This window comes from Pontibacillus litoralis JSM 072002 (genome assembly GCF_000775615.1).
In the GTDB taxonomy this organism is placed as follows: domain Bacteria; phylum Bacillota; class Bacilli; order Bacillales; family BH030062; genus Pontibacillus; species Pontibacillus litoralis.
This window is the reverse complement of sequence record NZ_AVPG01000026.1, coordinates 1-24,428: the sequence shown is the minus strand read 5'-3', so window position 1 is coordinate 24,428 and position 24,428 is coordinate 1. Positions and strand designations below refer to the sequence as shown.

The window sequence follows — 24,428 nt, the reverse complement described above, 5'->3', positions numbered from 1 at the left end:
TGTTTTTTCATAATGCCTACACCTATTTGTTCGGATATAGTATCATGATGTCAAAGTCTTTTTTTGTTGAAAGAGATGGATGAAGGAATGAAATTGGTGAAGCTACGTAGAAGGTGATGGTTCAATGAGCGAAGACGTGCAAAAGAAATGGCCGCTAAAAATGTGGCTATGGCATTCGTTTAGAAGGAAAACGTTACTTCCTTTATTTATTGTAGGGATGATTTTTGGCTTGCTTTATTTCGTTACATACGAATGGTCCAAAAAGGTAACGGTTAATGGGCTAGAGGACGAAGCCTTTGAAGATATAGAGCAAGTTGCGATACGAGAAGGTCAAGTAATCTCCAATGAGGTGAAATCGATTTCTAGAATGACAGATTTGTTTCGAAAAGAGATGGAGTTAGCTTTACAGCAAGAAGTCAGTCTAGAAGAAGTTGATCGTCAGCGATTAGGCTATACGGAAGAGGGCGTTCTTCATACTACGAAAAATCGCGCAGAAGACGGAGCGGCGGTTTATTATAGCGCGCTTCAACCTCGAGATGAGCATGACATGAATAAAGTCGCCCAGGTTTTATCAACACAATCATTTATGAAACATATTTATGAGTCAGAGCCCTTGATTTCGTCCGTTTACTTTAATACATATGACTCATTAAATGTCATCTATCCGTATTTTAAGGTTATGCATGAATATGCACCATATTTGAACTTTGCTCAATACGATTTTTATTATGAAGCAAACGAAGAGCATAATCCATATCGGAAAGTGAAGTGGACAGATGCTTATTTAGATCAAGCTGGTCGAGGATGGATTTCTTCCGCTATCGCACCTGTATATCATGGTAATTTTCTTGAAGGTGTCGTTGGCATTGATGTGAAAGTATCGACTATCGCAAATGATGTATTAGATTTAAATATACCTTGGGATGGATTTGGCGTGTTGGTAGAAGATGATGGAGCGATTCTTGCCTTGCCGAAGAAAGGGGAGCAATTGCTAGGGGTTGAACTTAAAAATCAAACATACCATCGAGCGGTTTTAGAAAGTACGATTAAACCAAAAGATTTTAATATGTATAATCGAGAAGAAACTAAAAAACTTGCTGCTGAAATGGAAGGGCAGCATAAAGGGATGTCCACAGTTACGCTACAAGGAGAAGAGCAAGTTGTGGCCTGGTCAACTGTACCAAGCACAGGGTGGAAATTGATGGTGATTGTGCAAGGGGAGAACATTTATAATAATATAACGACAGTCAATGAGAAATTATTACGTATCGGGGCGTTTATGATTGCGGGATTATTCCTTTTATACGTCGTTTATATGCTGTATTTGTCCAAGTATGCTCGTAAAATGAGTTACCAGTTCTCAGCGCCACTTATGGAGATGAACGATATGGTCCATGAAATCGGTGAAGGAGATTATTTTCAGCAAAGAAAAATATACGACATTCAAGAACTAGACGACATTTCTTCTAGTATTCAAGTAATGGGTGAAACGCTAGGCAAAGCTAATATTGCGTTACATAACGCTCAACAGGAGATTGTCATACGGGAGTCTGATTTGAAAGCTGTTATTTCTTCCATCGACGATATTATTATGCGCTTAGATGAGTATGGTCATTATTTAACGATTTGGACGAGAGATGAACAACAGCTATCTATGCCGAAAGAGGAATTAATGAACACAACGATTGATGAAGTATTCTCTCCAAAAGATGCACAACTATTTATGGATTCCATTAAAGAAGTGAAACAAACGCAACAAGTGAAAAATATCGAGTATTATATCGAAACGATAGGTGGAAAAAGGTGGTTCCAAGGTAGATTGTCACCGATTACTGACTCCTATATAGGTCACAATCAATACGTGTTAACAGTCCGAGATATTACAGACTTGAAAGAATTGCAACAATCGTTAAAACAAGCAAAAGAAGAAGCGGAGCGTGCTTCCGAGGCTAAGTCTGAATTTTTATCTAGTATGAGTCATGAATTAAGGACACCGATGAATGCGATATTAGGATTTGCTCAATTATTAGAATTTGATGGAGAAGATCGTTTAACTGAGTCACAATTGGAGAATGTAGAAGAAATTATTCGAGCGGGTAATCATTTGTTAGCGATCATCAATGAAATATTAGATTTAGCTAAAATTGATTCAGGCAAGTTATCTGTTTCCATTGAGCCAGTCGAAGCTTCCCCAGTGATGGAAGAAGTGTTTAGTATCATACAACCGCTTGCAAATAAACGGGATATTACGTTGACGACAGCGATAGATAAATGTGAACAACTGTACGTTTATGCGGACCGGACAAGGCTTAAACAAGTATTGTTAAATTTGCTTTCAAATGCTGTTAAATATAATTACGAGAAAGGGTCGATTCATTTTTCTTGCTTCGTAAAACAAGAGTACTTGCATTTTGTTGTGGAGGATACTGGTTTTGGCATTGATAATAAACATATTGCTAATATATTTGAACCATTTACACGTATTCGCGATGACGTAGTGATTGAAGGGACTGGTATTGGCTTAACATTAACGAAGCAATTAGTAGCTATGATGGATGGGGCGATAACGGTACAAAGTGTGGAAGGCCAAGGGAGTACGTTTACTGTTGCTTTGCCGCTAGTAGATCAGCAAACTTTGCACGTCAAATCCTCTGAGCGACAACGAGCAATGAAGCATGGACGATATAAAAGTAGGAAGAAATTATTGTATGTAGAAGATAATCCTGCTAACCTTCACCTTGTGCAGAAGATATTAGAACAGTATCCTGAAATTGAATTGTTAGCTGCTACTAATGGAGAAATGGGAGTCGATTTAGCGCAAGCACATGAGCCAAATATGATACTATTAGATTTAAACTTGCCAGGTTCGGATGGCTATGAAGTATTAGAAAGATTAAGGCAAACCCCAGAAACGTCTAAGACGACAGTAATTGCTATTAGTGCAAACGCTATGCCACGTGATATTGAGAAAGGGTTGACGGCCGGTTTTGATGATTATGTCACGAAACCATTACAAGTGACGAAGTTCATTGACGTAATTCAAAAGCATCTGTGTAATAATAATTCTGAGTGAAAAAAGCTAAACAAATTATACATTTTACTATATACTTATAATTAAGAAAAATTATTTAGCAGTAGGATGATGTAGATGACTTATCGTCTTTTAATCGCAGATGATCAAGGTCCTTCCCGTAAACTTTTGCGACAAATGATTGAAAAAATGGCAGCAGATTCGTTTGAAGTAGTAGGTGAAGCGGAAGATGGAGAAGAAATGATAGAGAAGGTGTTCAAGTACCAACCAGATCTCGTCATGTGCGATATTGAAATGCCAAAAAGAAAAGGGATAGAAGCTGTAACTGAATTACAAAAGACACGACCTTCATTAAAATATATATTTACGACTGCATATGAGAGTTTTGCTGTACAAGCATTTGATTTAAATGCAGTAGACTATATATTAAAACCGATTGAAATGAGTCGATTGATGTTAGCTTTAGAGAGAGCAAAGGATGTATTAGGTAAGAAGCAATCAAAAGGGCAACAGACAGGTGCCAATATGCAACGATTGCCTATTCGATTTAATCGTTCTTTGTATTATGTGCAAGTAGAGGACATCTTGTTTATAGAAAAAAGTGATCGCAAATCGATTATTCACACGCCGACAGCACAATACTCATCATCGGAAACACTAGAGTATTACTTAGATTTTTTAGACGAGCATTTCGTTCAATCCCATCGCTCATTTATTATTAATTTAGCGAGAGTGAATCGAATTCAAGCATCAGGAAAAAGCTACGTAGTATTCTTTGATGGATATGAGACGCCAGCTCAAATATCGAAACAGAATATACAACGCATTCAACATTTAATGAGTGAATCAAGCTAATCTAGAGTGAACAGGAATCCTAATTTAACGAAAGGATTCCTGTTTTGCGTTAAAAAGGTAATTTTCTAGTGTGAATAGGTTATTTTTTTGTTTGAACTGGCTGTTTTATTGTTTGAAACCGCTCATTTGCTTTTGACCATGAGGTGCATTTCTTGGTAATCTAAGTCTTGAGGTCAGTACATGCTTTAAACAACTTTGCTTACCATGTATGTTTCATCCGCTGCTAAATAGATGGAAGCAACTTATTTATACTAAGCTCTTAATTTTTCTCCCTTTCTTTTTAATTAAGTCAGTATAAATGCAACTTGTTTATATGCCAATTGACCTCTATTATAAAGATAGAGACATTTCATGAGAGACGACTAAATATATATCAAGTCACAAAAAAAGCGCCTTTTTCTATCATAGAAAAAGATGCGCTTTTTTTGTATCATAGAAGAAGGGAAACTATTCTATGAAAATAGTGAAACTTTTTCATTATTAATGCCGTAAACACAGTTAAGATATAAACTAAGTAAAGGATGATGAGTGTTGTTTAAGAAAATCATGGCTAGTCTTGGCATCGGTTCTGCAAATGTGGATACACAATTGGAGAAAGACCGCTACATGGCAGGTGAAACGGTAAATGGTAGAATAATGATTCAAGGTGGTAACGTAGAACAACAAATTGATGGTATTACCCTTTTTCTTATGACGGAAGTGTTGAAAGAGGTCGATGATCGTAAAGTAAGGGAAGAAGAAGTAATCCATCGTTTTACTATTACAGAATCATTTACGCTTCAAGCAGAAGAGCGAAAGGAATTAGAGTTTGCGTTTAATCTTCCTGATCATACACCTGCAAGCTTTGGAAGACTGCCCATTTGGTTCCAAACAGGATTAGATATACCAATGGCGGTAGATCCACAAGACCGTGATTACATTCATGTTGATCCTTCAGAGGAGGTTCAAACCGTATTAACAGCATTACAGCATGAACTCTCTTTCACGTTGCGTAAAGTGGACATGGAAATGTATAAGAAACGTTATATCGTCCAGGAATATGAATTTACTCCAGGTAGTCTTTATCGAAAGGATCTTGATGAGCTAGAAGTATTATTCTTTCCGCAAGAGAACGGATTAGAATTAGTAATGGAAGTGGACCGTCGTGCTAAAGGATTAAGTGGTCTCTTTGCTGAAGCGCTAGATATGGATGAGAGTCACGTTCGTGTTCATTTATCAAATGAGGAATTAGCCCAAGGGCAGTCTGTAGTTGCGAACAAGTTACAACAAGTCATTGATCACTTTAAAAAATAATACGTTTATAGATTAAACAGCTATGACATATCTTGCGTTATCAAAGATGTGTCATGGCTGTTTTTTTTACGAGAAAGCATAGAAATCCTCGTTTAGGAAAAAATGAATAACAGATATGGAGGAAAGGGTTATTCATCATGAAAAAAATGAAAGTTAAAAAAATCGAAGACTTGAAAAAACGCCGTAAAAAAAACAAAGACTCTTCTGCTAGCGTGGATAAATCTAAAACGACACCGTTGCATCATAAGCTCGAACAAAATGTTGATGAGCTGAAACAATCCATTGGAGCAAGCAATGATGTTGTCATTAAGCAGTTTTATATTGGGAAATCGAAAGAAAAAAAATGTGCGCTAGTCTTTATTGATGGCCTCGTTGATAAAACGTCCATTCAGGAATTTATATTAGAATCGATGATGGTGGATTATACTGAGGAGGAAAAGGATAAAGAGAAAAAATCCATCCAACAACAAGATTTTTCTTCATCTAACATGATTGAACAATTAAAACAACAGTTATTGCCAGTTTCGGAGGTTGAAGAACTTGCGGATCTGCAAACGTTATATGATCATGTTTTTTCTGGTGATACAATTTTATTACTTGATGAAAGTCCTTCAGGCTTAATTATAGGAACGAGAGAGTGGAAACAACGAGCTGTCATGGAGCCGAGCTCACAAATGGTAGTGAGAGGACCACGTGATGGATTTACAGAAACATTAAGAACGAATACGATGCTTATTCGAAGAAGGATAAAAGACAAAAACTTGCGACTTGAATCGCACTCAATTGGAAAGGTGACGAAAACAGACGTCACAATGATGTACTTGGAAGGCATTGTGAATGATGGCGTTGTAAAAGAAGTGAGAGAGCGTTTAAAGCGAATTGATACAGATGCGATATTAGAAAGTGGCTACATTGAAGAGTTTATTCAAGATGAAGCATATACCCCATTTCCAACTGTTTATAATTCTGAGCGTCCTGATACAATAGCTGCAGGGATTTTGGAAGGCAGGGTAGCTATTTTAGTAGATGGAACCCCATTTGTATTGTTAGTCCCGGCTTTATTTGTACAATTTTTTCAATCAAGTGAAGATTATTACCATCGTACAGATATTGTAATTGCAGTTCGACTATTAAGATATTTTGCTTTTTTTCTATCATTGTTAACTCCTTCCATCTATATTGCAGTAACGACATTTCATCATGAAATGCTACCGACTCCATTGTTAATTAGTTTGGCAGCACAGCGAGAAGGGGTTCCTTTTCCAGCGTTTATAGAAGCTTTATTAATGGTAGGCGCTTTTGAAATTTTGCATGAAGCTGGTATCCGTATGCCTCGTGCGGTTGGTTCTGCTATATCGATTGTCGGTGCGTTAGTGCTCGGAGAAGCGGCTGTCCAAGCAGGGTTAGTATCAGCGGTAATGGTCATAGTAGTAGCATTAACGGCTATTTCCTCCTTCGTATCCCCTTCGTTTAATATGGGTATATCGGTGAGACTGATCCGAGTCTTTTTAATGATTTTAGCATCGATTTTCGGTTTGTTTGGCATTATATTAGGGTTGATTGTAATGGTTCTCCATTTGTGCAGTCTACGATCCTTTGGTATTCCATACATGTCCCCTTTAGCCCCATTAAATGCAAGCAATCAGAAAGACGCTATCCTACGTCTTCCGCACTGGAGTCTATTAACTCGACCACATTTAATTAGCCAAAAGAATGTCGTTCGGGAACAAACAGTTAAAAAAGGGAAACCTAAACCTCCAACTAAAAATAGAGAAGAGGGAGGAAGTAAAAGTTGAAGCGATGCATACTTCTCTTTCATCTATTGTTGTCTATTGCTTTGCTCACCGGTTGTTGGAGTTCAAGGGAGCTAAATGAATTAGGGATTGCTTCTGCTGTTGGAATTGATAAAGTAGACGATGGTTATCAAGTAACAGTCCAGTTAATAAACCCTAGTGAAGTTGCTTCCCAAAGCCGTACAACACAATTAGCTGTATTTACCTACTCGGCAACTGGGAAAACGATTTTCGAAGCATTACGTAGAATGACCACTGAAGCGCCAAGAAAGTTATATTTATCACACATACGCATGATTATTTTTGGACAAGAAATAGCAGCTGAAGGAATTCATCGCTCATTGGATTTCTTCATACGGGATCATGAATTGAGAACAGATTTCTTTATGGTTGTTGCTGAGGGTAGTAAGGCATATGAATTATTAAATATTGTAACACCTGTTGAATATATCGGAGCGAATAAAATGTTTAGTTCACTTGAAACGGCTTCCCAATCATGGGCACCTACGAAAGCGGTGTCCATTGATGAATTTGTAACAGAAATGGAGAGTGACGGTAGTAATCCAGTATTATCAGGAATTGAAATAAAAGGAGATAAAGAACAAGGGGATAACCTTGAAAATGTGGAGCAAATAGATCCTAAAGCTAAGATTGAACTTAAAAACCTAGTCGTCTTCAAAGGGGATAAAATGAAGGGGAAATTATCGGAAACAGAAAGCAAAGGATACAACTACATTAAGGACAATGTGTCCAATACCATTGCTACCCAAGTTTGTTCTACAGAAGGAGGATCCATTAAAGAGTTTGTACGAGAAAAAGAGTCTGATGCAGAACAGTTTATTTCTGAAGAGATAACAAGCTCAAAAACTAAGGTTAAAGGAAGTGTTGTAGGAAACAAACCAAAGATAAATATTTCTGTGGAAACAAAAGCGAATATAGGTGATGTTGAGTGTACTATTGATTTATCTAAAATCGAGACGCTTAAGCAAGTAGAAGATTTACTAGCGGCGGACATAAAAGATGCAATGGAGCAATCGATACAACGTGCTAAAGAATTAGAGTCAGATATTTTTGGATTCGGCGAAGCCATATACCGGAGTAACCCAAAGCAATGGGAGAAATGGAAGAAGAATTGGGATGAAGAATATTTTCAGGATTTAGCTATAAGTATCGATGTAAAGGTTAACATTCATCGCACTGGTACCATTACGAAGCCTTTAAAAGGAGGAGAGTAAGTTGTGGGTTGTGCTGTTAATCATTTTCATTACGATCGTCGTCGCGTTATACGAAGTTCCACCTTTAATAAAAGCGAAACAAACGAAAGAACTCGTTATTTTTTTCGTATTGTTGCTTTCGGCAAGTTCGCTCTTGATTGTTCATAGCATTGGGGTGACGCTACCAAACCCTTCTGACTATCTAACCTATATGTATAAACCAATTAGTGATACTTTATATAGATTATTTCAATAAAAAAACAAGCAGCGATGAAGTAATTACGACTGCTTGTTTTTCCATTTTTGGCGGATGAAAGTAGTAAGCAACAACACGATTGGTAGAATAAAGCCGTGAGTAAGAGAATATGCAACAAAAATGTTCTCATCCCAATCATTTCGGTAAGTAGTGCTTGGGTAAACAATGATAGAAAGAAGATAACAATACATCGCTAAAGGAAGGATCAGTGAGTTCCCATCCTTTAATTGAAATAATTGTGTAACCCCTAAAGAAGATGCATAAAAATAAAAAAGTAATTTGTAAAAAATACAAATAATCCAGACGAATGCTAGAATAGCTTCCACTCTGCCGAACATAGGGCCTAGATTTATTTTTTTGGCAATTAAATAGGTAGGTACATTATTTCTTGCGGTTGCATCTGGTCCTAAAATAAGAATGGTGTAAAATGTGAATGTAATAATGATCAAACCAGCAAGTGCATAGCCAATTAACATCCCTTTCTTCCCTTGCTGTGAGTTATTTATTGCTGGGAAAACCATCATTAAAATTACGAGTGTGAAGGGAGTAACACTTAAGTATAATAATGCCCCTTTTCCAATTTGTTTCGGACTACTTTCCATTAGTGGTAACATATTTTCAAATTGGAGTAATGGGGATGTGAAAAGAAAGATGAACAATAGAAACAATAAAATCCAAAAGAAAAAGATTTCTGTAGAACGGGCAATGCTCTCAATCCCTAGTTTCATTGCAAAGGAGATGACAATAATGATTATGAATTGAATAATAGATGTAGGCGTTTCTGTTAAAATTTGCGTTGACAAAAAATCACCCATGTAACTTAATAGAGCAGCGGAAGAATGTAATGCGAAAAATATAAACGACAAAGAAGCGATAAAGCCAATTGGTTTGCCAAATTGTTGTTTCATTATATCAATAAATGTCATTTGTGAGTTGCTTTGAGATACGTTGGTAAGTAATAAAATAACGAAAAAGCCGATAAATACAGCGATAATAATAGCAATCCAAGCATCTTGTTTAGCACTTGCTGCTAACCCTCTTGGAATTTGTACAATCGTTGTTCCAATGGAAAAAATACAGACGATGATCATGAATTGCACGGAACTGATTTTTTCTTTTTTCATGATACGTACACCTTTCACATAATGAAAATAGTAGACCTTCCTCGTCTTAGTATTTGTTACTGGGGGATGAAATATACGAGCGCATCATATAAACATTTTTCGACAAAAACATTGAAAATTCTAATAAATTAAAGGATAATAGTATGAAATGATAGGGATATCTTATAAGGAGGCGGCTTTCTATGACTTTCAAGGTTGTTGCGTTGTACAATGGTGTGACAGAAATAACGTTTGAATGGTCGGATCGGGAACAAGTCGTTTTTAGTGATTATGATGCAGCAAATGGTTTTGTTCAGTCTCTTTTAAATCAACCTACTTACCAACGATATCAATTTGAAATTGTCAGGGTTCAAGGTGTTCACATCCCATATATAGAGCCATATGAAGAAGAGCTCATGTAAATCATCCGATTAGTGATAAGGAAATTCCCCTCACCATTTTTTGTACTGTTTATTTTATCGTTAATGATTTACAGGTGGTACAATTAACGTAATAAAAGCAAAGGGGAGTAGCATTACAATTGTCGATGGTGATATGATTCAAGTCTATCCTTTAGGAGAGAATCCAAAACGGTTGGATATTTGTCTATGTGGCATGCTAAAGCGGTTAAAACTAGCCATCCATTGATTTACAAAATATCATTGTATAATTAGGTGAGAGGGATGTTTGTGAAAAGAAGATTGTTACTGATTTTACTGCATATTGTAGTCGTATTATCGTTAACTAGTTGTACAAATAGTGAAGAGAGTACTTCATCAACATTTACAGAACTTACGATATCTGCAGCTGCAAGTATGAAGGAGCCGTTATTACAAATTGGGGAACGCTTTGAACAAGAACACGATACTATTCAATTGCACTATAACTTTGGCGGATCAGGTGCTTTAAAAAACCAAATTGTTCACGGTGCACCGGTGGACGTGTTTATATCTGCTGCTCCTATACATATAAAGGAGCTAATAGAAAAAGAAATCATGAAAGAAGAACATGCCATTCCTTTCATTCGTAATTCTCTCGTTTGGATTACGCATCAAGACAAAGAAGCGGTTTTCGCTAATATTATTCAGGGGAATCAACCAATTGCGATAGGAACACCGGCAACGGTTCCCGCAGGTATGTATGCTAAACAGGCTTTGGAATCAGCTGAAATGTGGAGTGCCGTAAAAAACCGCATTGTGTTTACAAAGGATGTCAGACATGTTCTTTCATTAGTGGAGCAACAATCCGTAATGGCTGGAGTCGTATATCAGTCCGATGCTTTATCATCGGATCACGTAACAATTGTAGAAACGATTGATCCTTCGTTACATGAATCCATTGAGTATATGATTGGAGTGCCACAATCGAGCAATAACAAACAAGCAGCCTTGTCCTTTATGGAGTTTCTCCAGTCAGAGGAGGGCGTTTCCGTTTTACAGGAGGCTGGATTTACTTCAATGGATATGAAGCAGGTGACGCAATGAACACGTCATTTTGGTCCCCTATTTATTTATCGTTAACGGTTTCCTTCGTAGCAACGGTAGCCGTGTTTATATTAGGTACAATGCTAGCGTTAGTCTTAAGTCGCGTGACATTTAAAGGGAAGATGATTATAGAAACCATCGTCATGCTTCCTATCGTATTGCCTCCTTCTGTGATAGGGTTTATGCTTATTGTTCTGTTTGGTACGAATAGTAGCATAGGGCAGTTAATTACATTTGTCTTTGGACAATCTATCTTATTTACATGGTGGGCAGCTGTAATAGCGGCTGGTGTGGTTGCTTTTCCACTAATGTATAACAGTGCTAAGCTAGGGTTTCAACAAGTCGATCAACAAGTTGAAGAAGCTGCTCGAGTGGACGGTGCTACGGAGAAGCGTGTTTTTCTCTATGTAACGTTACCGCTGGCGAAACATGCTTTATTCACAGGGGGGATATTAAGTCTTGCGCGTGCATTTGGAGAGTTTGGTGCGACGTTAATGTTTGCAGGGAACATTCCAGGAAAAACACAGACGATACCAACTGCTATTTATGTTGCAATGGATTCGGGGGATATGAGTCTAGCTTGGCTTTACGTCGGAGTTAGTATTGGTTGTTCAGTCATTATGTTAGCTCTTACTTACGTGTTTCAACGTCCTGAGCATTCGTAAAGATCCTGTTAATTTTGTGTAAATACGCCCACTTAATGTACTGGTTTTGATATGATATACCGAAAAATGTTAGGTGCTGGTGTACGTGAAAAAGAAAATTGCCGTTCTATTCCTGTTTGCGATAGCGATAGCAGAATTTCTTCTCTTTCTTTATATTAATTATACAACCTATGCGATGGTTGTTGATTTGAGCATATTTAGTGGTATCTTTATGTTTCAAACCATCTTTGCTTTCCATTCCTTGCTTGCAGGTGGAAAACTTCGATTATATTTGCCTAACATTGGTTTGTTAATAGTGATGCCGGTTTTTTTCTGGCTTTCACTGCCTGATTTAACGTATGATGCAGGTGCAAATATATTACAGCAGCATTATCAGCTATCTTCTTCTTTAAAAAGTGAAACCATTGCGGAACGAACGATTCAAGGGGAATGGGTTGGATTAGCTCAAAACAATGTGTACATATATGAAGATTCTAGTGAAGGTTTGTATTATATTGTAGATCCAAACGGGGAAGACATGATACGAATAACGGAAAAACCAAACACTAGATAGCGAAGCTTCGTACATGATGTAAGCTTCGTTTTTATTTGTCTAAAAAATGAACGCATCGGCAGAGTATAGAATAAGACAAAGTCGGGAAAAATAGCGGTATAGAGCCATTTTGTTAGCGTTTTCTATCTGAAAATTATCCAGGAAAAAATTTTCTTTAAAATTTTTTAAAAAAGTAGTGCAAAAACGTTATAAAGTATGATATATTTCCAAATAGACCCGATATTATTGATTATGAATCAACAAAGCGGTATATCTTAGTATATCTCCTAAATACTCGGGTTAACATTAATATACGCATAATTAGGAGGGATTACGATGAACATCTTCATCAAAGCACGTGAACTATTCGAGAAAGACTACCAAATGAGCCAAGAAGTGAAGCATTACAACGCATCTTCTCAAGGAATGACGAAAGGGAAGACAACGAAGCTAACGCCTAGCTTAAGAAGAAATCCATTTAAAAAATAAAAGGGGCACGAGTTTATCTGTTATGACATGTAATGGGAAAGTACCTGCCATAAAAAAGCGATTCATTATCCAACGATTCATTTTTAAGCAATACAGGTACTTTCCATTATTTTGTTTGAGTTCTTCTTTAACCCTCACACATCCCTACTGATAATATAACCTCTAACATTTACTACGTTTTCGTTGTACAATCATACCTTTTTTACATATAATGATAGATATACGGATTACTTAAAGGGATGGATTGGCATGAACACGACGAAGGCTTTACACATTCTCAAAGACAATGGCTATAAACATACAAAGCAGAGGAAAAAGCTATTGCACTTGCTGCAATTGTACGATCAATATTTATCCGTGAAACAAATATGGACAGATTTTCAAGAAGATTTCCCAGGAGCAAGTTATGATACGGTTTATCGGAATTTATATACACTATCTGAGTTAGGTATTATTGAATCTACGCAATTAAACGGGGAAAAGCACTTTCGTTTTCATTGCGATACACACGGACATCACCATCATTTTATTTGTACAGATTGTGGAAAAACGAGTCCGATTGATATATGCCCAATGGACGACGTACGAGGCATGCTACCAGAGCATCAAATAGAAAATCATACATTCGAAGTATATGGTAAATGTCCAAGGTGTCACTAAGATGGCTAAACCAGCGCTTAACAGGAGGCGTTGGTTTTTTTGATGATATAAAACGTAACAATTACTATTTACAAATCGTAATTGTTACGATAAGATATGAATGTACATACGAAAAGGAGGGATAACTGTGTCATTTCAAAATAAAACTGTAATCATGTTATTCATCATACTGTCAACTGTTTTGGCTGGTTGTGCGAGTAGTGAGCTATCATCCAATTCAGAAAAAAATAAAGAAGTATTAACGATTTACACAACGATTTATCCAATAGAAGATTTCACAGAAAAAATAGGTAAGGGGTACGTGCAAGTAGAATCAATTATTCCTCCAGGAGCAGACGCTCATACATTTGAGCCGACGCAAAAACAAATGGTAGATATGGCGGAAGGGGATGCCTTTATCTACAATGGTGCAGGAGCAGAACCTTTTGCCGATTCCATTTCTCAAACTTTACAGAACGAAAAGGTGAGCATTGTAGAAGCTTCTGAAGGTGTACAATTATTGGACCATGGGCATCACCACGATGATGATGGAGAAGAACATGCTCATGAGGAAGAGGAACATAAAGAGAAGCATGATGAACATCATCACGGCGATATGGATCCTCACATTTGGTTGGACCCGCTTCGAGCGATAGTGTTAGCAGAAAATATAAAAGAAGAATTAGTGGCGTTAAATCCTGAAGCAGAAGGAGCATTTGAAGCTAACTTCGAAGAGCTAAAAAAAGATTTACAGCAACTAGATACAAATTTTCACGAAACGTTAGAACAAGTCGATCACAGAGAAATCATTGTTTCCCATGCGGCATATGGATATTGGGAAGAAGCTTATGGGATTGAACAAATTGCCATATCTGGACTGTCGCCATCTAGTGAACCTTCCCAAAAAGAGTTAGAGTCCATTATCGAAACAGCGAAACAACATGATTTACACTATATTTTATTTGAACAAAACGTTACACCTAAAGTAGCAACAGTTATCCAAGATGAAATTGGTGCGGAAGCGTTGCACATCCATAACGTATCTGTTCGTACAGATGAGGATATCGAGAATGAGGAAGATTATTTTTCTTTAATGGAGCATAATTTAGAAGTGTTAGAACTAGCGCTGACCAAATAAGATAGAATAAGTTGTCCGTCATTTGGGCAGCTTATTTTTTTGTAAACAATTGCGTGGAGCGTTACAATAAAGTTGATGGGAAATAATACAACTCGTATGGGGGTGTTGATTTGAAAGAGCAATTTACTTCAACCATCATCGATCAATTAAAACGTCTGGATCATCCGATTAATTTCTATCATCCGACGAAGAGGACGAAGGAGATACATAGCTATTTGCAATATTATCAGCTTGACTTTGCGGAAGTTGATTTTCATTTGGGCGTTATAAATGTAAATGCAAAAAAAGTCATGGTGCAGATGCATATACCGAAGCATCCTAATGGAACGGTGTTGTTGTTGCATGGATACTTTGATCATATCGGGCATTTGCGAAACGTTATAGAGCATTTACTTGTGCATAATAAAAGAGTTATTGTGTACGATTTAGAAGGACATGGGTTATCAGCTGGTGCTCTTGCGTCTGTGGAAAGCTTTACGCATTATCAAGATACATTAGAAGCAGTGATTACACAAATACAGCAACATGTAACAGCTTCCTTTAGTGTTATTGCCCATAGTACCGGAGCAGCTATCATGTTAGATTACCTTCTTCATGCGAACACCCCACCTTTCACTAACGTTATAGCTGTTGCACCGTTGATTCGTTCGAGTAAATGGCACGCTTCCGTTGTCGGTCATAAACTAATTTCTCCATTTATACAAAACGTTCGCAGAAAGTATCGAGCGAATTCAGCTGATGTTAACTATTTATCATTTGTTAAGGCAGATCCATTACAGTACGACCGTGTTTCTTTTCAATGGTTTGATGCTCTACAAGTGTGGTATAAGAGAATAAGACAAGCACAAATCTCTTCTGATAAGTTACTTATCCTTCAAGGTACAGACGATAAAACGGTTGATTGGCGTTTTAATTTAAATTTTCTTCATACCAAATTCCCGAATAGCAAGTCAATTCTTATTGATCAAGGACAACATCAATTATGGAACGAGGAAGACTCATTGAAAGAAATAGTCTTACAGCATATTACAAATTATTTAGAAGAAAAAAATTAAGGATAGTTCCACTTAAAGGCTTTTGGATGCAGTTTTACAGGAATATATTTAGAATAGAGGAGATTGCCAATGTCGAACCTGAAGACGACAAATCAACAATGGCGCATAAAGCGGTATGAAGCTGATCAGTTTACGGAAATGGATGATGAAATTGCGGTAGAAATGGCTATGACGATTGTAGTAAATGGGGAAGAATATGCAACCATGGTTTGCTCGCCTTGTCAATTAGAACAATTGGTTATAGGATTTCTAGCTTCAGAAGGATTTATTCGAACGTATGGAGAAATAGTCAACCTACAAGTAGATGATGAGAGAGGTTTTGCTTATGTCGAGTTAACGAAACAATTACCTCCTGAAGCACAAACCAGAACGAAGCGATTCATAGGCTCTTGTTGTGGAAAGAGTCGGGAATTTTATTTTCAACAAGATATGCGTACAGCTAGAACGATAATAAACAAGGAAACAATTAGTGTCGATGCAATATTCGGACTAATGAAAGCGTTTCAACGATGTTCCGATGATTATAAGCGGACTGGTGGAGTTCATGAGGCGGCATTAGCAGATGGGAGTGGGTTGATGTATCAAGCTGTTGATATTGGCAGACACAATGCACTTGATAAAGTAAGCGGTTACATGATGCGTGATAGAATAACAAGTCGGAACAAGCAAATTGTTTTTAGTGGTCGCGTGTCGTCAGAAGTGCTATTGAAAGTATCTAAAATGGGGATAGGGTTCATTATATCTCCTTCAGCACCAACCCATTTAGCTTTAAAGCTTGCGGAAGATTTAAATATTACGGTCATCGGTTTTGTTCGTCATGAACGTATGAATGTATACACCAAATCTCAATATGTGCTACTCGATTAGAGGAGGGAATTAGGATGGAAAAACAAGCAACAGTGAAGGTCGATGGTGTAGATTATGAGTGGGATGGGAATGAGGGACAAACGGTACTTCAGTTTTTGACGGAAATAGATTCTAAAGTACCTTCCGTTTGTTACCATGAAACTTTAGGTGCTATTGAAACGTGTGACACGTGTATCGTACGGGTAGACGGCGAAATGAAGCGGAGTTGTAGCACACGTGTATCGAAAGGAATGCATATTGAAACAACGTCCAAACCTGTTCGCTCTGCCCAAAAAGAGGCGTTAGACCGTATTATGGCGAATCACGAATTGTATTGCACCGTGTGTGACTATAACAATGGTTCTTGTGAAGTACATAATGCAGTAGCTATGTTCGGAATCGAGCATCAGGGAATCCCTTTTTCTTCAAAGAAATATGAGGTGGATCGTTCTGGTTCCTTTTATCGATATGACCCTGACCAATGCATTTTATGCGGTCGTTGTGTAGAAGTGTGTCAAGATGTGCAAGTGAATGAAACGTTATCGATTGATTGGAGTCGTCAACAGCCACGCGTGATTTGGGATAACGATGTTCCAATTGACGAATCCTCTTGTGTTAATTGTGGTCAATGTTCTACTGTATGTCCTTGTAATGCCATGATGGAAAAAGGGATAGAAGGAGAAGCTGGGTTTATGACAAACCAAAAGCCTAGTATTCTTCGTTCCATGATTGAACTAACGAAGAAAGCAGAGTCTGGTTATGGTCCGTTATTTGCTGTATCGGATACCGAAGCAGCCATGCGTGAAGATCGAATCAAGAAGACAAAAACCGTTTGTACGTATTGTGGGGTTGGTTGTTCTTTCGATGTGTGGACGAAGGACCGTCAGCTATTAAAAATAGAACCACAGCCTGGAGCACCTGCTAATCAAATTTCTACCTGTGTGAAAGGGAAATTCGGCTGGGATTATGTTAATAGCGGAGAAAGACTAACAAAGCCCCTCATTAGAGAAGGAGATGCATTTATAGAGGCGAATTGGGATACCGCTTTGCAGAAAATTGCCGATTCTATGAAACAGATTAAAGATCAGCATGGACCTGACGCTTTATCGTTTATCGCATCTTCCAAGGGAACGAATGAGGAATCGTTCGTCATGCAGAAGTTTGCCAGACAAGTGATAGGAACGAATAACGTGGATAATTGCTCTAGGTATTGTCAAACACCTGCTACACAAGGATTGTTTCGTACTGTTGGCCTTGGTGGGGATGCTGGTTCTATTGAAGATATTGCTAGTGCGCAGCTCGTTGTACTTATTGGAACGAATACAGCAGAAGCCCATCCTGTCATTGCTTCTCGCATTAAACGTTCGCAAAAATTATTTAATCAAAAACTACTCGTATTTGATCTTCGTGAACATGAGATGGCGCGTCGTGCAGATGCCTTTTATCGCCCAAAACCAGGAACAGACATAGTAGTATTATCCGCTGTGACAAAATATATTATTGATCAAGGCTGGCATGATAAAGCATTTATTGCAGCATGGGTTCACCATTTTGAAAATTATTATGATAGCTTATCAACATTTACACTTGCATATGCGGAGCAAGAATCAGGCATTCCCGAACAGTCGTTAAAGGATATAGCAAAAATGATCGCCGATGCGAAAACAGTGTCCATTTGTTGGGCTATGGGGGTTACGCAGCACCAGCTAGGAAGTGATACGAGTACCGCCATTTCTAATTTGCTGTTAGCTACTGGTAACTACCGCAAGCCAGGAGCAGGAGCATACCCTCTCAGAGGACACAATAACGTGCAAGGTTGTAGTGATTTCGGTAGCATACCGAACTTCTTTCCAGGCTATGAGCTTGTGACTGATGAAGCGGTAAGGAATCGATATGAGCAAAAGTGGAACGTATCTTTACCGAAAGAAATCGGCAAAGATAACCATGAAATGATTGAAGCTATCCATGAAGGAACAATTAAAGGTATGTTTATATACGGAGAAGATACAGGTGTTGTGGATGCAAATTTAAATCATGTGAATGCAGCCTTTGAAAAACTAGATTTACTCGTCGTACAAGATTTATTTTTGACGAGAACTGCGCAGTACGCCGATGTTGTATTACCAGCGTGTAGCAGCTTAGAGAAAGAAGGAACGTTTACTAACACCGAAAGAAGAATTCAACGTCTTTATCAAGCAATGGAGCCTTTAGCACATACAAAGGCAGACTGGGAGATTATCACCCTCTTAGCTAGTAAACTAGGATTTGCGTGGGGATATGAATCACCAGAACAAATTATGGAGGAAGCGGCTTCATTATCTCCGCTTTTTGCAGGTGTGTCGTATGAACGGTTACAAGGATATGATAGTTTGCAATGGCCTGTAGCAGCGGATGGGACGGATACGCCTTTACTTTATGAAGAGGGTTTTGGCTTTGATGATGGCAAGGCAAGGTTCTATCCTTTAACGTATAACAAAATGTATGATACGAATGAGACGTATGATTTACACGTCAACAACGGCCGCATATTAGAACATTTTCATGAAGGGAATATGACGTATAAATCAATAGGCATTACGAGAAAGACACCGCAAGTATTCCTTGAGGTTTCTCCAGAACTTGCCAAAGAGCGAGACCTCGAAGAAGGAGCACGTGTTAAGCTAATTTCACATACAGGAGAAGCGACGGTGGAAGTGCATATTACCGATCGAGTGAAAGGAAAAGAACTGTACTTACCGCTGAATGATAATGATCAAGGCCGCATTAACTTGCTAACAAACAGTAATGTAGATAAAGATACTAATACACCAGCGTATAAAGAAACTGCTGTGCGGATGGAAGTCCTTCGTAAAAAAGGAAAATCACCATTACCACGTAATAATCATCGTCATGGTGTTCCAAACCCGCAAATAGGGGTACGTGTCCAAGATAAATGGGAGCGGAAGGATTATGTTTTTCCAGGGGAGAAGGTGAAATAAGATGGCTAAACCGATTACAATGATTAAACGCGTGACAATGTCCAAGGAAGAAATGAAACTGCAAAAGCAAGAACGGTTAGAGAACAAACTAGCAGAAAATAGTGAGTCATTAGAAAAAGTAGTAGAACTCATGAAGGTGTTAGACGACGCAGGGGCATTAGATATACTCGTATCACTTGTTCGCCATAGAGATGACGCCTTGGAGAACATAACGAAAGAAGCCAACAAAGAACGCTATGCCAAAGTTCTTGAAAACTTGAGTGGGTTCCTGTTTTTATTAGGTGAACTGGATGTGGAAAAAGTAACAACATTAACAGGTCGCATCAATAAAGGGATGGAAGGGGCTATTCAAGGTAGCGAAACGGAAGAGCGAACCTCTGTATTGGATTTAGCGAAAGCGTTGAAAGACCCAGAGATTAATCGAGGCATAACGATGATGCTTCATATGTTGAAAGGGCTAGGAAAGCAACCAGAGAAGTAATAAACGAAAAGGCAGACTATTTACTCGTCTGCCTTTTCGTTTTCACAATATACAATGATTGCTTTACTTAAAAAGGGTGCTAATCCTTCTTTATATTGATTAATATTTTTCGTGAAACGTTCATCTGTAACATACAAATCTGCAAGTCCTCGAAAAATTTCTAACGTACAATCATAAAAATGCTCTGTTATAAAGTGTCGCCAATGTTCCACTTGATGCTGCACTTGTTCGTCATGCACTCCATGTGTCATCCGATTTGCAATGGCAGAATATATAGCACCCATGTCACCCTCAATATTTTTCCAATCTTCTTTATCATACGAGGAAGTTCTTCGTTCAGACGTTTCAACGACTTCTTTCGGGTATTTTCGTCGCACTTCTTCTGCATACTTTTGTTGGTATTGTTCTATCTCACTTCGATCAAATCCGTCAAACATAGTTTTTACCTCCAATTCTTTTCCATTTTCTAAGGAGTGAATAGATAATGAAACAGTTGATAGCATTTTATCCAATCGTTCGCGCTTTTTTTGTAGCATTTGTTGATGCATATACAACGCTTCTAATTGATCAAACTGTCGATCTTCTACCATTTCCTTAATTTGTTTTAATGTAAAGCCCATTTCTCTAAAAAATAATACATGTTGCAAGCGTTCCAAGCTGTTGACACCATATAGTCGATACCCAGTCGGCGTAATCGAATCAGGCTTCACTACATCCATCTGGTCGTAATGATGCAGCGTTCGTACACTAACCCCTGCTATCTCAGCTAATTCCTTTACTTTGTACATGACGTTTTATCACCTCCTATTTACTAACATAAAGTATAACGTTACGTTAGAGTCAACAATTATTCAGTATTTGTTCATAAAAATATTCCAGTTCGTCATTCCACTGTGTTAAAATTAGTTAAGCGTCTTATCATCAGATGAGTAGCTGGAAATTACGTTCAGTGAGAGAAGGAGGAGTGACATGGTTCATGATCTTTCTATACGCCCATTGTCGCCAACTGATTTTTTGTTGATGACGAAATGGTTCCAATCAGAAGAAATAATACACTATTACGGAGATCCAACGAAACCTTATACATATGATACAATTTTGGAAACGTATGCAGCGCGTTTAAATGGACTGATTCAAACAACAACTTTCATAGTGGAAAAGGATACGGATCCAATTGGGTTAATGGAAGAGCATTTTGTATCAGAGGAAGAAGCTGCTATATGGGGATTACCGCTTGATAAAACGTATATTGCTTTCGACCAATTTATTGCCGATCCAATGTTGTGGGGCAAAGGAATTGGTACCCAGATGATACGGCGATTTGTCGTAGAATTAATTACAAAAAAGCAACCAGACGGAGTCGTATTAACCCCGCAAGTAGATAACCTTCGTGCGATGAGATGTTACGAAAAATGTGGCTTTGAAAAAATAAAGGAAATTGAAAATGGATCAAAATGGTTATTTATGTACAAAAATAGTTCCTTAGCTAACTAAAATGAAGATCGCCATCAAAAATTGCTGATGGCGATCTTTTGTTAGGACGTTATAGTTAGCTTCTATTCAGCAGTTGCTTAGCGTGATTTCTTTCCAACGGTAATAAGTAAAATCATAATGATAATGCATGCGGTTCCAACCCACTGATAAATGCCAAAAGGTTCCTTAAGCCAAATAACGGTAGTAAAAACTGCTGCTAACGGTTCTAAACTACTAAGAAGACTCGCCTCTTTTGGATCAAGATATTGTAAGCTCTCTATATAAAACCAATAAGCTAGCAATGAACCAAATACAATAGCAAAAATTAAATAATAGAAACTTTCTAAAGTGAAACTTGATAAATCAACTTGCCAAGGAGGACTTACGAAACTAAATAACAATCCGCCAATTAGCATAGCCCAACCAACGACAACTAACGTATTAAATTGTTTTAATAATGGAACTGCATACAATGTGTAAAAAGCCAGTGATATTCCGGCTAGTATCCCCCATATAATTGCTGGTATAGGTACAGAAAGTTCAGATAGTGATCCATTTGTTAATAAGAAGAAACAACCAATTAATGCTAGCAGCACCGTGACAATATCACTTTGGGTCAAGACTGATTGTTTTCGTAGCACCAAGTAAATAATAATAAATACAGGTGCTAAATATTGTAATAAGGTTGCTACTGCAGCATTGCCTGCATCAATGGCAGCTAAATAAGTATATTGAACAGCTAACATGCCGAATATAGTAAATATGAGCAAGCGCATCACGTTATCTTTTCGTGTCCAAATGGTGATAATTTGTTTATATCCTTTTGTTATAAAATGAATGAATAATAAAATGATACCTGATAAAAGTAACCGCACCGTAACAAGCCATTCAACCGATATGTTACTAATTTGAAATAGCTTCTGAGCAACGGTTCCCCCTATTCCCCAAAATAATGCTCCCGCAATTACGAGAATTAACCCTATTTTTCTATTTTGTTTCACCATAAAAATGTTACCCTCTCTTCTAAGCTGTAATCCCTTGTCTATCATAAATGGTCAGGAACATAAATCATACCCTATTTGAATAAAAACATATAAGTAAATAAATAGTTGAACAATTGAATATTTTCCGTTAATATTATGCTATTTTTTAAAAAGGGAAACGTCTCGTAAGGGGGTTATGGTACAATGAAACAAAGGAAGGGGGTGTAAAAGGTGCCATCTAGTGATGAACGAATGTTAGCAATGCTTATTTATGTCGTTAGTTTATTTACTGCTATTATAGGTCCATTAATTATTTGGATTTTGAAGAAAGATGATTCTGAATTTATTGATTACCATGGAAAAGAGTATTTCAATTTTTTTCTTTCGTACGCGATATATGGTGTCATCAGCAGCATATTAGTCATTGTCTTAATTGGGTTTGTTTTCTTATTTATCATTTGGATCGTTGGTATTATTTTTACAATTATGGCAGCAGTGAAAGCTTACAACGGTGAAAAATATAAGATTCCGACAGTGATTCATTTTATAAAATAAAGATGTTCAAAATTGTAGTGTATGCAACTCGCATGCACTCTTTTTATAAGGGGAGGATAAGTGTGATTGATGCTCACATTCATGTGGATTGGTATCGGGAGGAGGAGTTACAAAGTATGCTTCATTCGTTACCGACATATCATGTAAAAGGGCTTATTGCTGTTTCAAGTTGTTTAGCAAGTTGCCAAAGCGTATGGAATTTACATCAAACGTATAAAGATATCCTACCTGCTTTCGGTTGGCACCCTGAACAACCTATACCCCATCCAGAAGAAATCCAACGCATTGAATCGATGATAAAGAAACATCATCAACAAATTGTAGCTATTGGAGAAGTCGGATTACCATATTACACGAAAAAAGAGAATCCATCGTTACATATTGAACCATACGAAGAGATTTTACGACGGTTCTTAGTATTAGCAAAGCGATACGATTTACCGATTGTTTTGCATGGTATATATGAAGATGCTGTTTATATTATGGATTTATTAGAGCAATACGATATTCAGAAAGCTCATTTTCACTGGTTCAAAGGAGATGTTCAGACAATGAAACGGATGATTGCTCGTCATTACATGATATCTATTACTCCTGACTGTGTTTATGAACAAGAAATCCAAGCTATTGTTCACTATTATCCAATTGAACTTATGATGGTAGAAACAGATGGTCCGTGGCCATTTAAAGGTCCGTTTGCTAATCAATTAACGCACCCGAAGATGATGCAAGCGTCTATTGAACAAATTGCAGCAATAAAAGGGATGCAAGTAGATGAAGCAGACCGAATTCTCGAACATAATACGAAAGTTTTTTATCAACTATAGAACAGCGGATGGATTAGATGTTGGTAGAAATGCATTGACCCAAAATGAAATGATTCAAAGAATAGCAACCCCCTTTTTAAAGTGCATATAATGGATGGTATAGTTTTATCGGAGCTAGTGTTAAATCTACTAAATTAAAAGTAGATTCTTCAAAACAAGCTACATATTATTTTGATTTTGGTACACCAATTTGGGACTTTGGTGGTTGGAATGGTTGGCTAAGAGCAAAAATTAACAGTAAGAATAAACTAGTTTATTCTATTAAATAAATGAATAATTATGAGGTGATCAAATGGGCACAACTTATATTGTAATGGCTTCAATTAGCTTTGTCGTTATAGCATTTATTATTTCTTTAGCAGTTAAGATAATTAAAAATAGGTACTCTTAAAAAACAAATTTGATCTATATTGAGAGTGTAATATAATCCGTTTGAAAGCTTTCACAACTAATGGTCTGCCTATCCCGAAACAATTGATGTTTAGAAACGAAACTTCAGACTATTTGATTATGGAAACGCCATACGCAAGATCATGTACACGACAAATACTGTTGAAAGTATACATTCTAGTTTTAAAAAAAAGAGCATTCCCTAACGAGAACACTCTTTTTAAAAGTATTATATTTACGAATAAAAGAGCATAAAAGTAAGTGGAAAATTAACCAACTCCAAATAACCAAGGTGTGTAAGTTATTTAGAATAATGAATCTACGTCAATATTTAGGACACAAAAAAGT

The 24,428-nt window shown here is 37.4% G+C and carries 23 protein-coding genes and 2 pseudogenes; 22 read left to right on the top strand and 3 right to left on the bottom strand.

All coding sequences use genetic code 11. The features are described 5' to 3' along the window. The first annotated feature begins 124 nt into the window (after nt 1–124). The 6 genes from N784_RS13630 (at nt 125) to N784_RS13605 (ending at nt 8,442) form a co-directional block, all read left to right on the top strand. Nucleotides 125–3,073, top strand: a complete 2,949-nt coding sequence (locus tag N784_RS13630) for an ATP-binding protein (RefSeq protein ID WP_036835752.1) — start codon at nt 125–127, stop codon at nt 3,071–3,073. 75 nt (nt 3,074–3,148) lie between these two features. Beyond that, nucleotides 3,149–3,886, top strand: coding sequence for a LytR/AlgR family response regulator transcription factor (locus N784_RS13625; protein WP_036835751.1), 738 nt, complete (start codon nt 3,149–3,151; stop codon nt 3,884–3,886). A 531-nt stretch (nt 3,887–4,417) separates the two neighbouring features. Continuing rightward, a complete protein-coding gene (locus tag N784_RS13620) occupies nt 4,418–5,179 on the top strand; it encodes a sporulation protein (RefSeq protein WP_052127330.1) in 762 nt (253 codons plus the stop codon). Nucleotides 5,180–5,325: 146 nt separating this feature from the next. Continuing rightward, complete coding sequence (locus tag N784_RS13615) at nt 5,326–6,975, top strand: spore germination protein (RefSeq protein ID WP_036835765.1); 1,650 nt, start codon at nt 5,326–5,328, stop codon at nt 6,973–6,975. After that, nucleotides 6,972–8,207, top strand: coding sequence for a Ger(x)C family spore germination protein (locus N784_RS13610; RefSeq protein WP_036835750.1), 1,236 nt, complete (start codon nt 6,972–6,974; stop codon nt 8,205–8,207). The genes N784_RS13615 and N784_RS13610 overlap by 4 nt, the downstream gene beginning before the upstream one ends. 1 nt (nt 8,208) lies before the next feature. Next, nucleotides 8,209–8,442, top strand: a complete 234-nt coding sequence (locus N784_RS13605) for a hypothetical protein (RefSeq protein ID WP_036835749.1) — start codon at nt 8,209–8,211, stop codon at nt 8,440–8,442. A 23-nt stretch (nt 8,443–8,465) separates the two neighbouring features. On the opposite strand, the gene N784_RS13600 is transcribed toward N784_RS13605, so the two are convergent. After that, nucleotides 8,466–9,566 (bottom strand): GerAB/ArcD/ProY family transporter, encoded by a 1,101-nt coding sequence (locus N784_RS13600; protein WP_036835747.1) that lies wholly within the window; start codon nt 9,564–9,566, stop codon nt 8,466–8,468. A 182-nt stretch (nt 9,567–9,748) separates the two neighbouring features. On the opposite strand from N784_RS13600, the gene N784_RS13595 reads away from it, so the two are divergent. From N784_RS13595 to N784_RS13550, 11 genes are all read left to right on the top strand, one after another. Continuing rightward, nucleotides 9,749–9,967, top strand: coding sequence for a hypothetical protein (locus N784_RS13595; RefSeq protein ID WP_036835746.1), 219 nt, complete (start codon nt 9,749–9,751; stop codon nt 9,965–9,967). Between the two features lie 267 nt (nt 9,968–10,234). Continuing rightward, nucleotides 10,235–11,029: a molybdate ABC transporter substrate-binding protein gene (modA, locus tag N784_RS13590; protein ID WP_198134433.1), complete on the top strand. Its 795-nt coding sequence runs from the start codon at nt 10,235–10,237 to the stop codon at nt 11,027–11,029. Next, the gene (gene modB, locus N784_RS13585) at nt 11,026–11,694 is read left to right on the top strand and encodes a molybdate ABC transporter permease subunit (protein ID WP_036835743.1); all 669 of its coding nucleotides are present in this window, start codon (nt 11,026–11,028) and stop codon (nt 11,692–11,694) included. Before modA ends, modB begins: the two co-directional genes overlap by 4 nt. Before the next feature lie 85 nt (nt 11,695–11,779). Next, on the top strand, nt 11,780–12,247 hold the full coding sequence (locus N784_RS13580) for a hypothetical protein (protein WP_036835742.1): 468 nt from the start codon (nt 11,780–11,782) through the stop codon (nt 12,245–12,247). A gap of 315 nt (nt 12,248–12,562) precedes the next feature. Continuing rightward, the gene (locus N784_RS16690) at nt 12,563–12,715 is read left to right on the top strand and encodes a hypothetical protein (RefSeq protein WP_156965261.1); all 153 of its coding nucleotides are present in this window, start codon (nt 12,563–12,565) and stop codon (nt 12,713–12,715) included. A 249-nt stretch (nt 12,716–12,964) separates the two neighbouring features. Further along, the gene (locus tag N784_RS13575) at nt 12,965–13,375 is read left to right on the top strand and encodes a Fur family transcriptional regulator (RefSeq protein WP_036835741.1); all 411 of its coding nucleotides are present in this window, start codon (nt 12,965–12,967) and stop codon (nt 13,373–13,375) included. A gap of 127 nt (nt 13,376–13,502) precedes the next feature. Beyond that, nucleotides 13,503–14,492, top strand: a complete 990-nt coding sequence (locus N784_RS13570) for a metal ABC transporter solute-binding protein, Zn/Mn family (RefSeq protein ID WP_232306026.1) — start codon at nt 13,503–13,505, stop codon at nt 14,490–14,492. Nucleotides 14,493–14,602: 110 nt separating this feature from the next. Continuing rightward, nucleotides 14,603–15,547: an alpha/beta hydrolase gene (locus N784_RS13565; protein WP_036835740.1), complete on the top strand. Its 945-nt coding sequence runs from the start codon at nt 14,603–14,605 to the stop codon at nt 15,545–15,547. A gap of 69 nt (nt 15,548–15,616) precedes the next feature. Continuing rightward, a complete protein-coding gene (gene fdhD / locus N784_RS13560; protein WP_036835739.1) occupies nt 15,617–16,414 on the top strand; it encodes a formate dehydrogenase accessory sulfurtransferase FdhD in 798 nt (265 codons plus the stop codon). Between the two features lie 14 nt (nt 16,415–16,428). Continuing rightward, nucleotides 16,429–19,371, top strand: a complete 2,943-nt coding sequence (gene fdhF, locus N784_RS13555; RefSeq protein WP_036835737.1) for a formate dehydrogenase subunit alpha — start codon at nt 16,429–16,431, stop codon at nt 19,369–19,371. A gap of 1 nt (nt 19,372) precedes the next feature. Then, a complete protein-coding gene (locus tag N784_RS13550; RefSeq protein ID WP_036835736.1) occupies nt 19,373–19,852 on the top strand; it encodes a DUF1641 domain-containing protein in 480 nt (159 codons plus the stop codon). Nucleotides 19,853–19,872: 20 nt separating this feature from the next. On the opposite strand, the gene N784_RS13545 is transcribed toward N784_RS13550, so the two are convergent. Then, nucleotides 19,873–20,640, bottom strand: coding sequence for a MerR family transcriptional regulator (locus tag N784_RS13545; protein ID WP_036835735.1), 768 nt, complete (start codon nt 20,638–20,640; stop codon nt 19,873–19,875). A 181-nt stretch (nt 20,641–20,821) separates the two neighbouring features. On the opposite strand from N784_RS13545, the gene N784_RS13540 reads away from it, so the two are divergent. After that, nucleotides 20,822–21,346: a GNAT family N-acetyltransferase gene (locus N784_RS13540; protein WP_036835734.1), complete on the top strand. Its 525-nt coding sequence runs from the start codon at nt 20,822–20,824 to the stop codon at nt 21,344–21,346. A 77-nt stretch (nt 21,347–21,423) separates the two neighbouring features. On the opposite strand, the gene N784_RS13535 is transcribed toward N784_RS13540, so the two are convergent. Then, nucleotides 21,424–22,329, bottom strand: coding sequence for an EamA family transporter (locus N784_RS13535; RefSeq protein ID WP_036835733.1), 906 nt, complete (start codon nt 22,327–22,329; stop codon nt 21,424–21,426). Nucleotides 22,330–22,539: 210 nt separating this feature from the next. On the opposite strand from N784_RS13535, the gene N784_RS13530 reads away from it, so the two are divergent. The 4 genes and pseudogenes from N784_RS13530 to N784_RS17255 form a co-directional block, all read left to right on the top strand. Next, nucleotides 22,540–22,863 carry a DUF4870 domain-containing protein gene (locus tag N784_RS13530; RefSeq protein ID WP_036835732.1) on the top strand — a complete coding sequence of 108 codons (324 nt, stop codon included), beginning with the start codon at nt 22,540–22,542 and terminating at the stop codon, nt 22,861–22,863. 62 nt (nt 22,864–22,925) lie between these two features. Beyond that, nucleotides 22,926–23,690 carry a TatD family hydrolase gene (locus N784_RS13525; RefSeq protein ID WP_232306025.1) on the top strand — a complete coding sequence of 255 codons (765 nt, stop codon included), beginning with the start codon at nt 22,926–22,928 and terminating at the stop codon, nt 23,688–23,690. A 92-nt stretch (nt 23,691–23,782) separates the two neighbouring features. After that, nucleotides 23,783–23,959 (top strand): annotated as a pseudogene (locus tag N784_RS17260) (hypothetical protein); the annotation flags it as partial. Nucleotides 23,960–24,142: 183 nt separating this feature from the next. After that, a pseudogene (locus N784_RS17255) lies at nt 24,143–24,363 on the top strand (transposase); the annotation flags it as partial. Nucleotides 24,364–24,428: the final 65 nt, after the last annotated feature.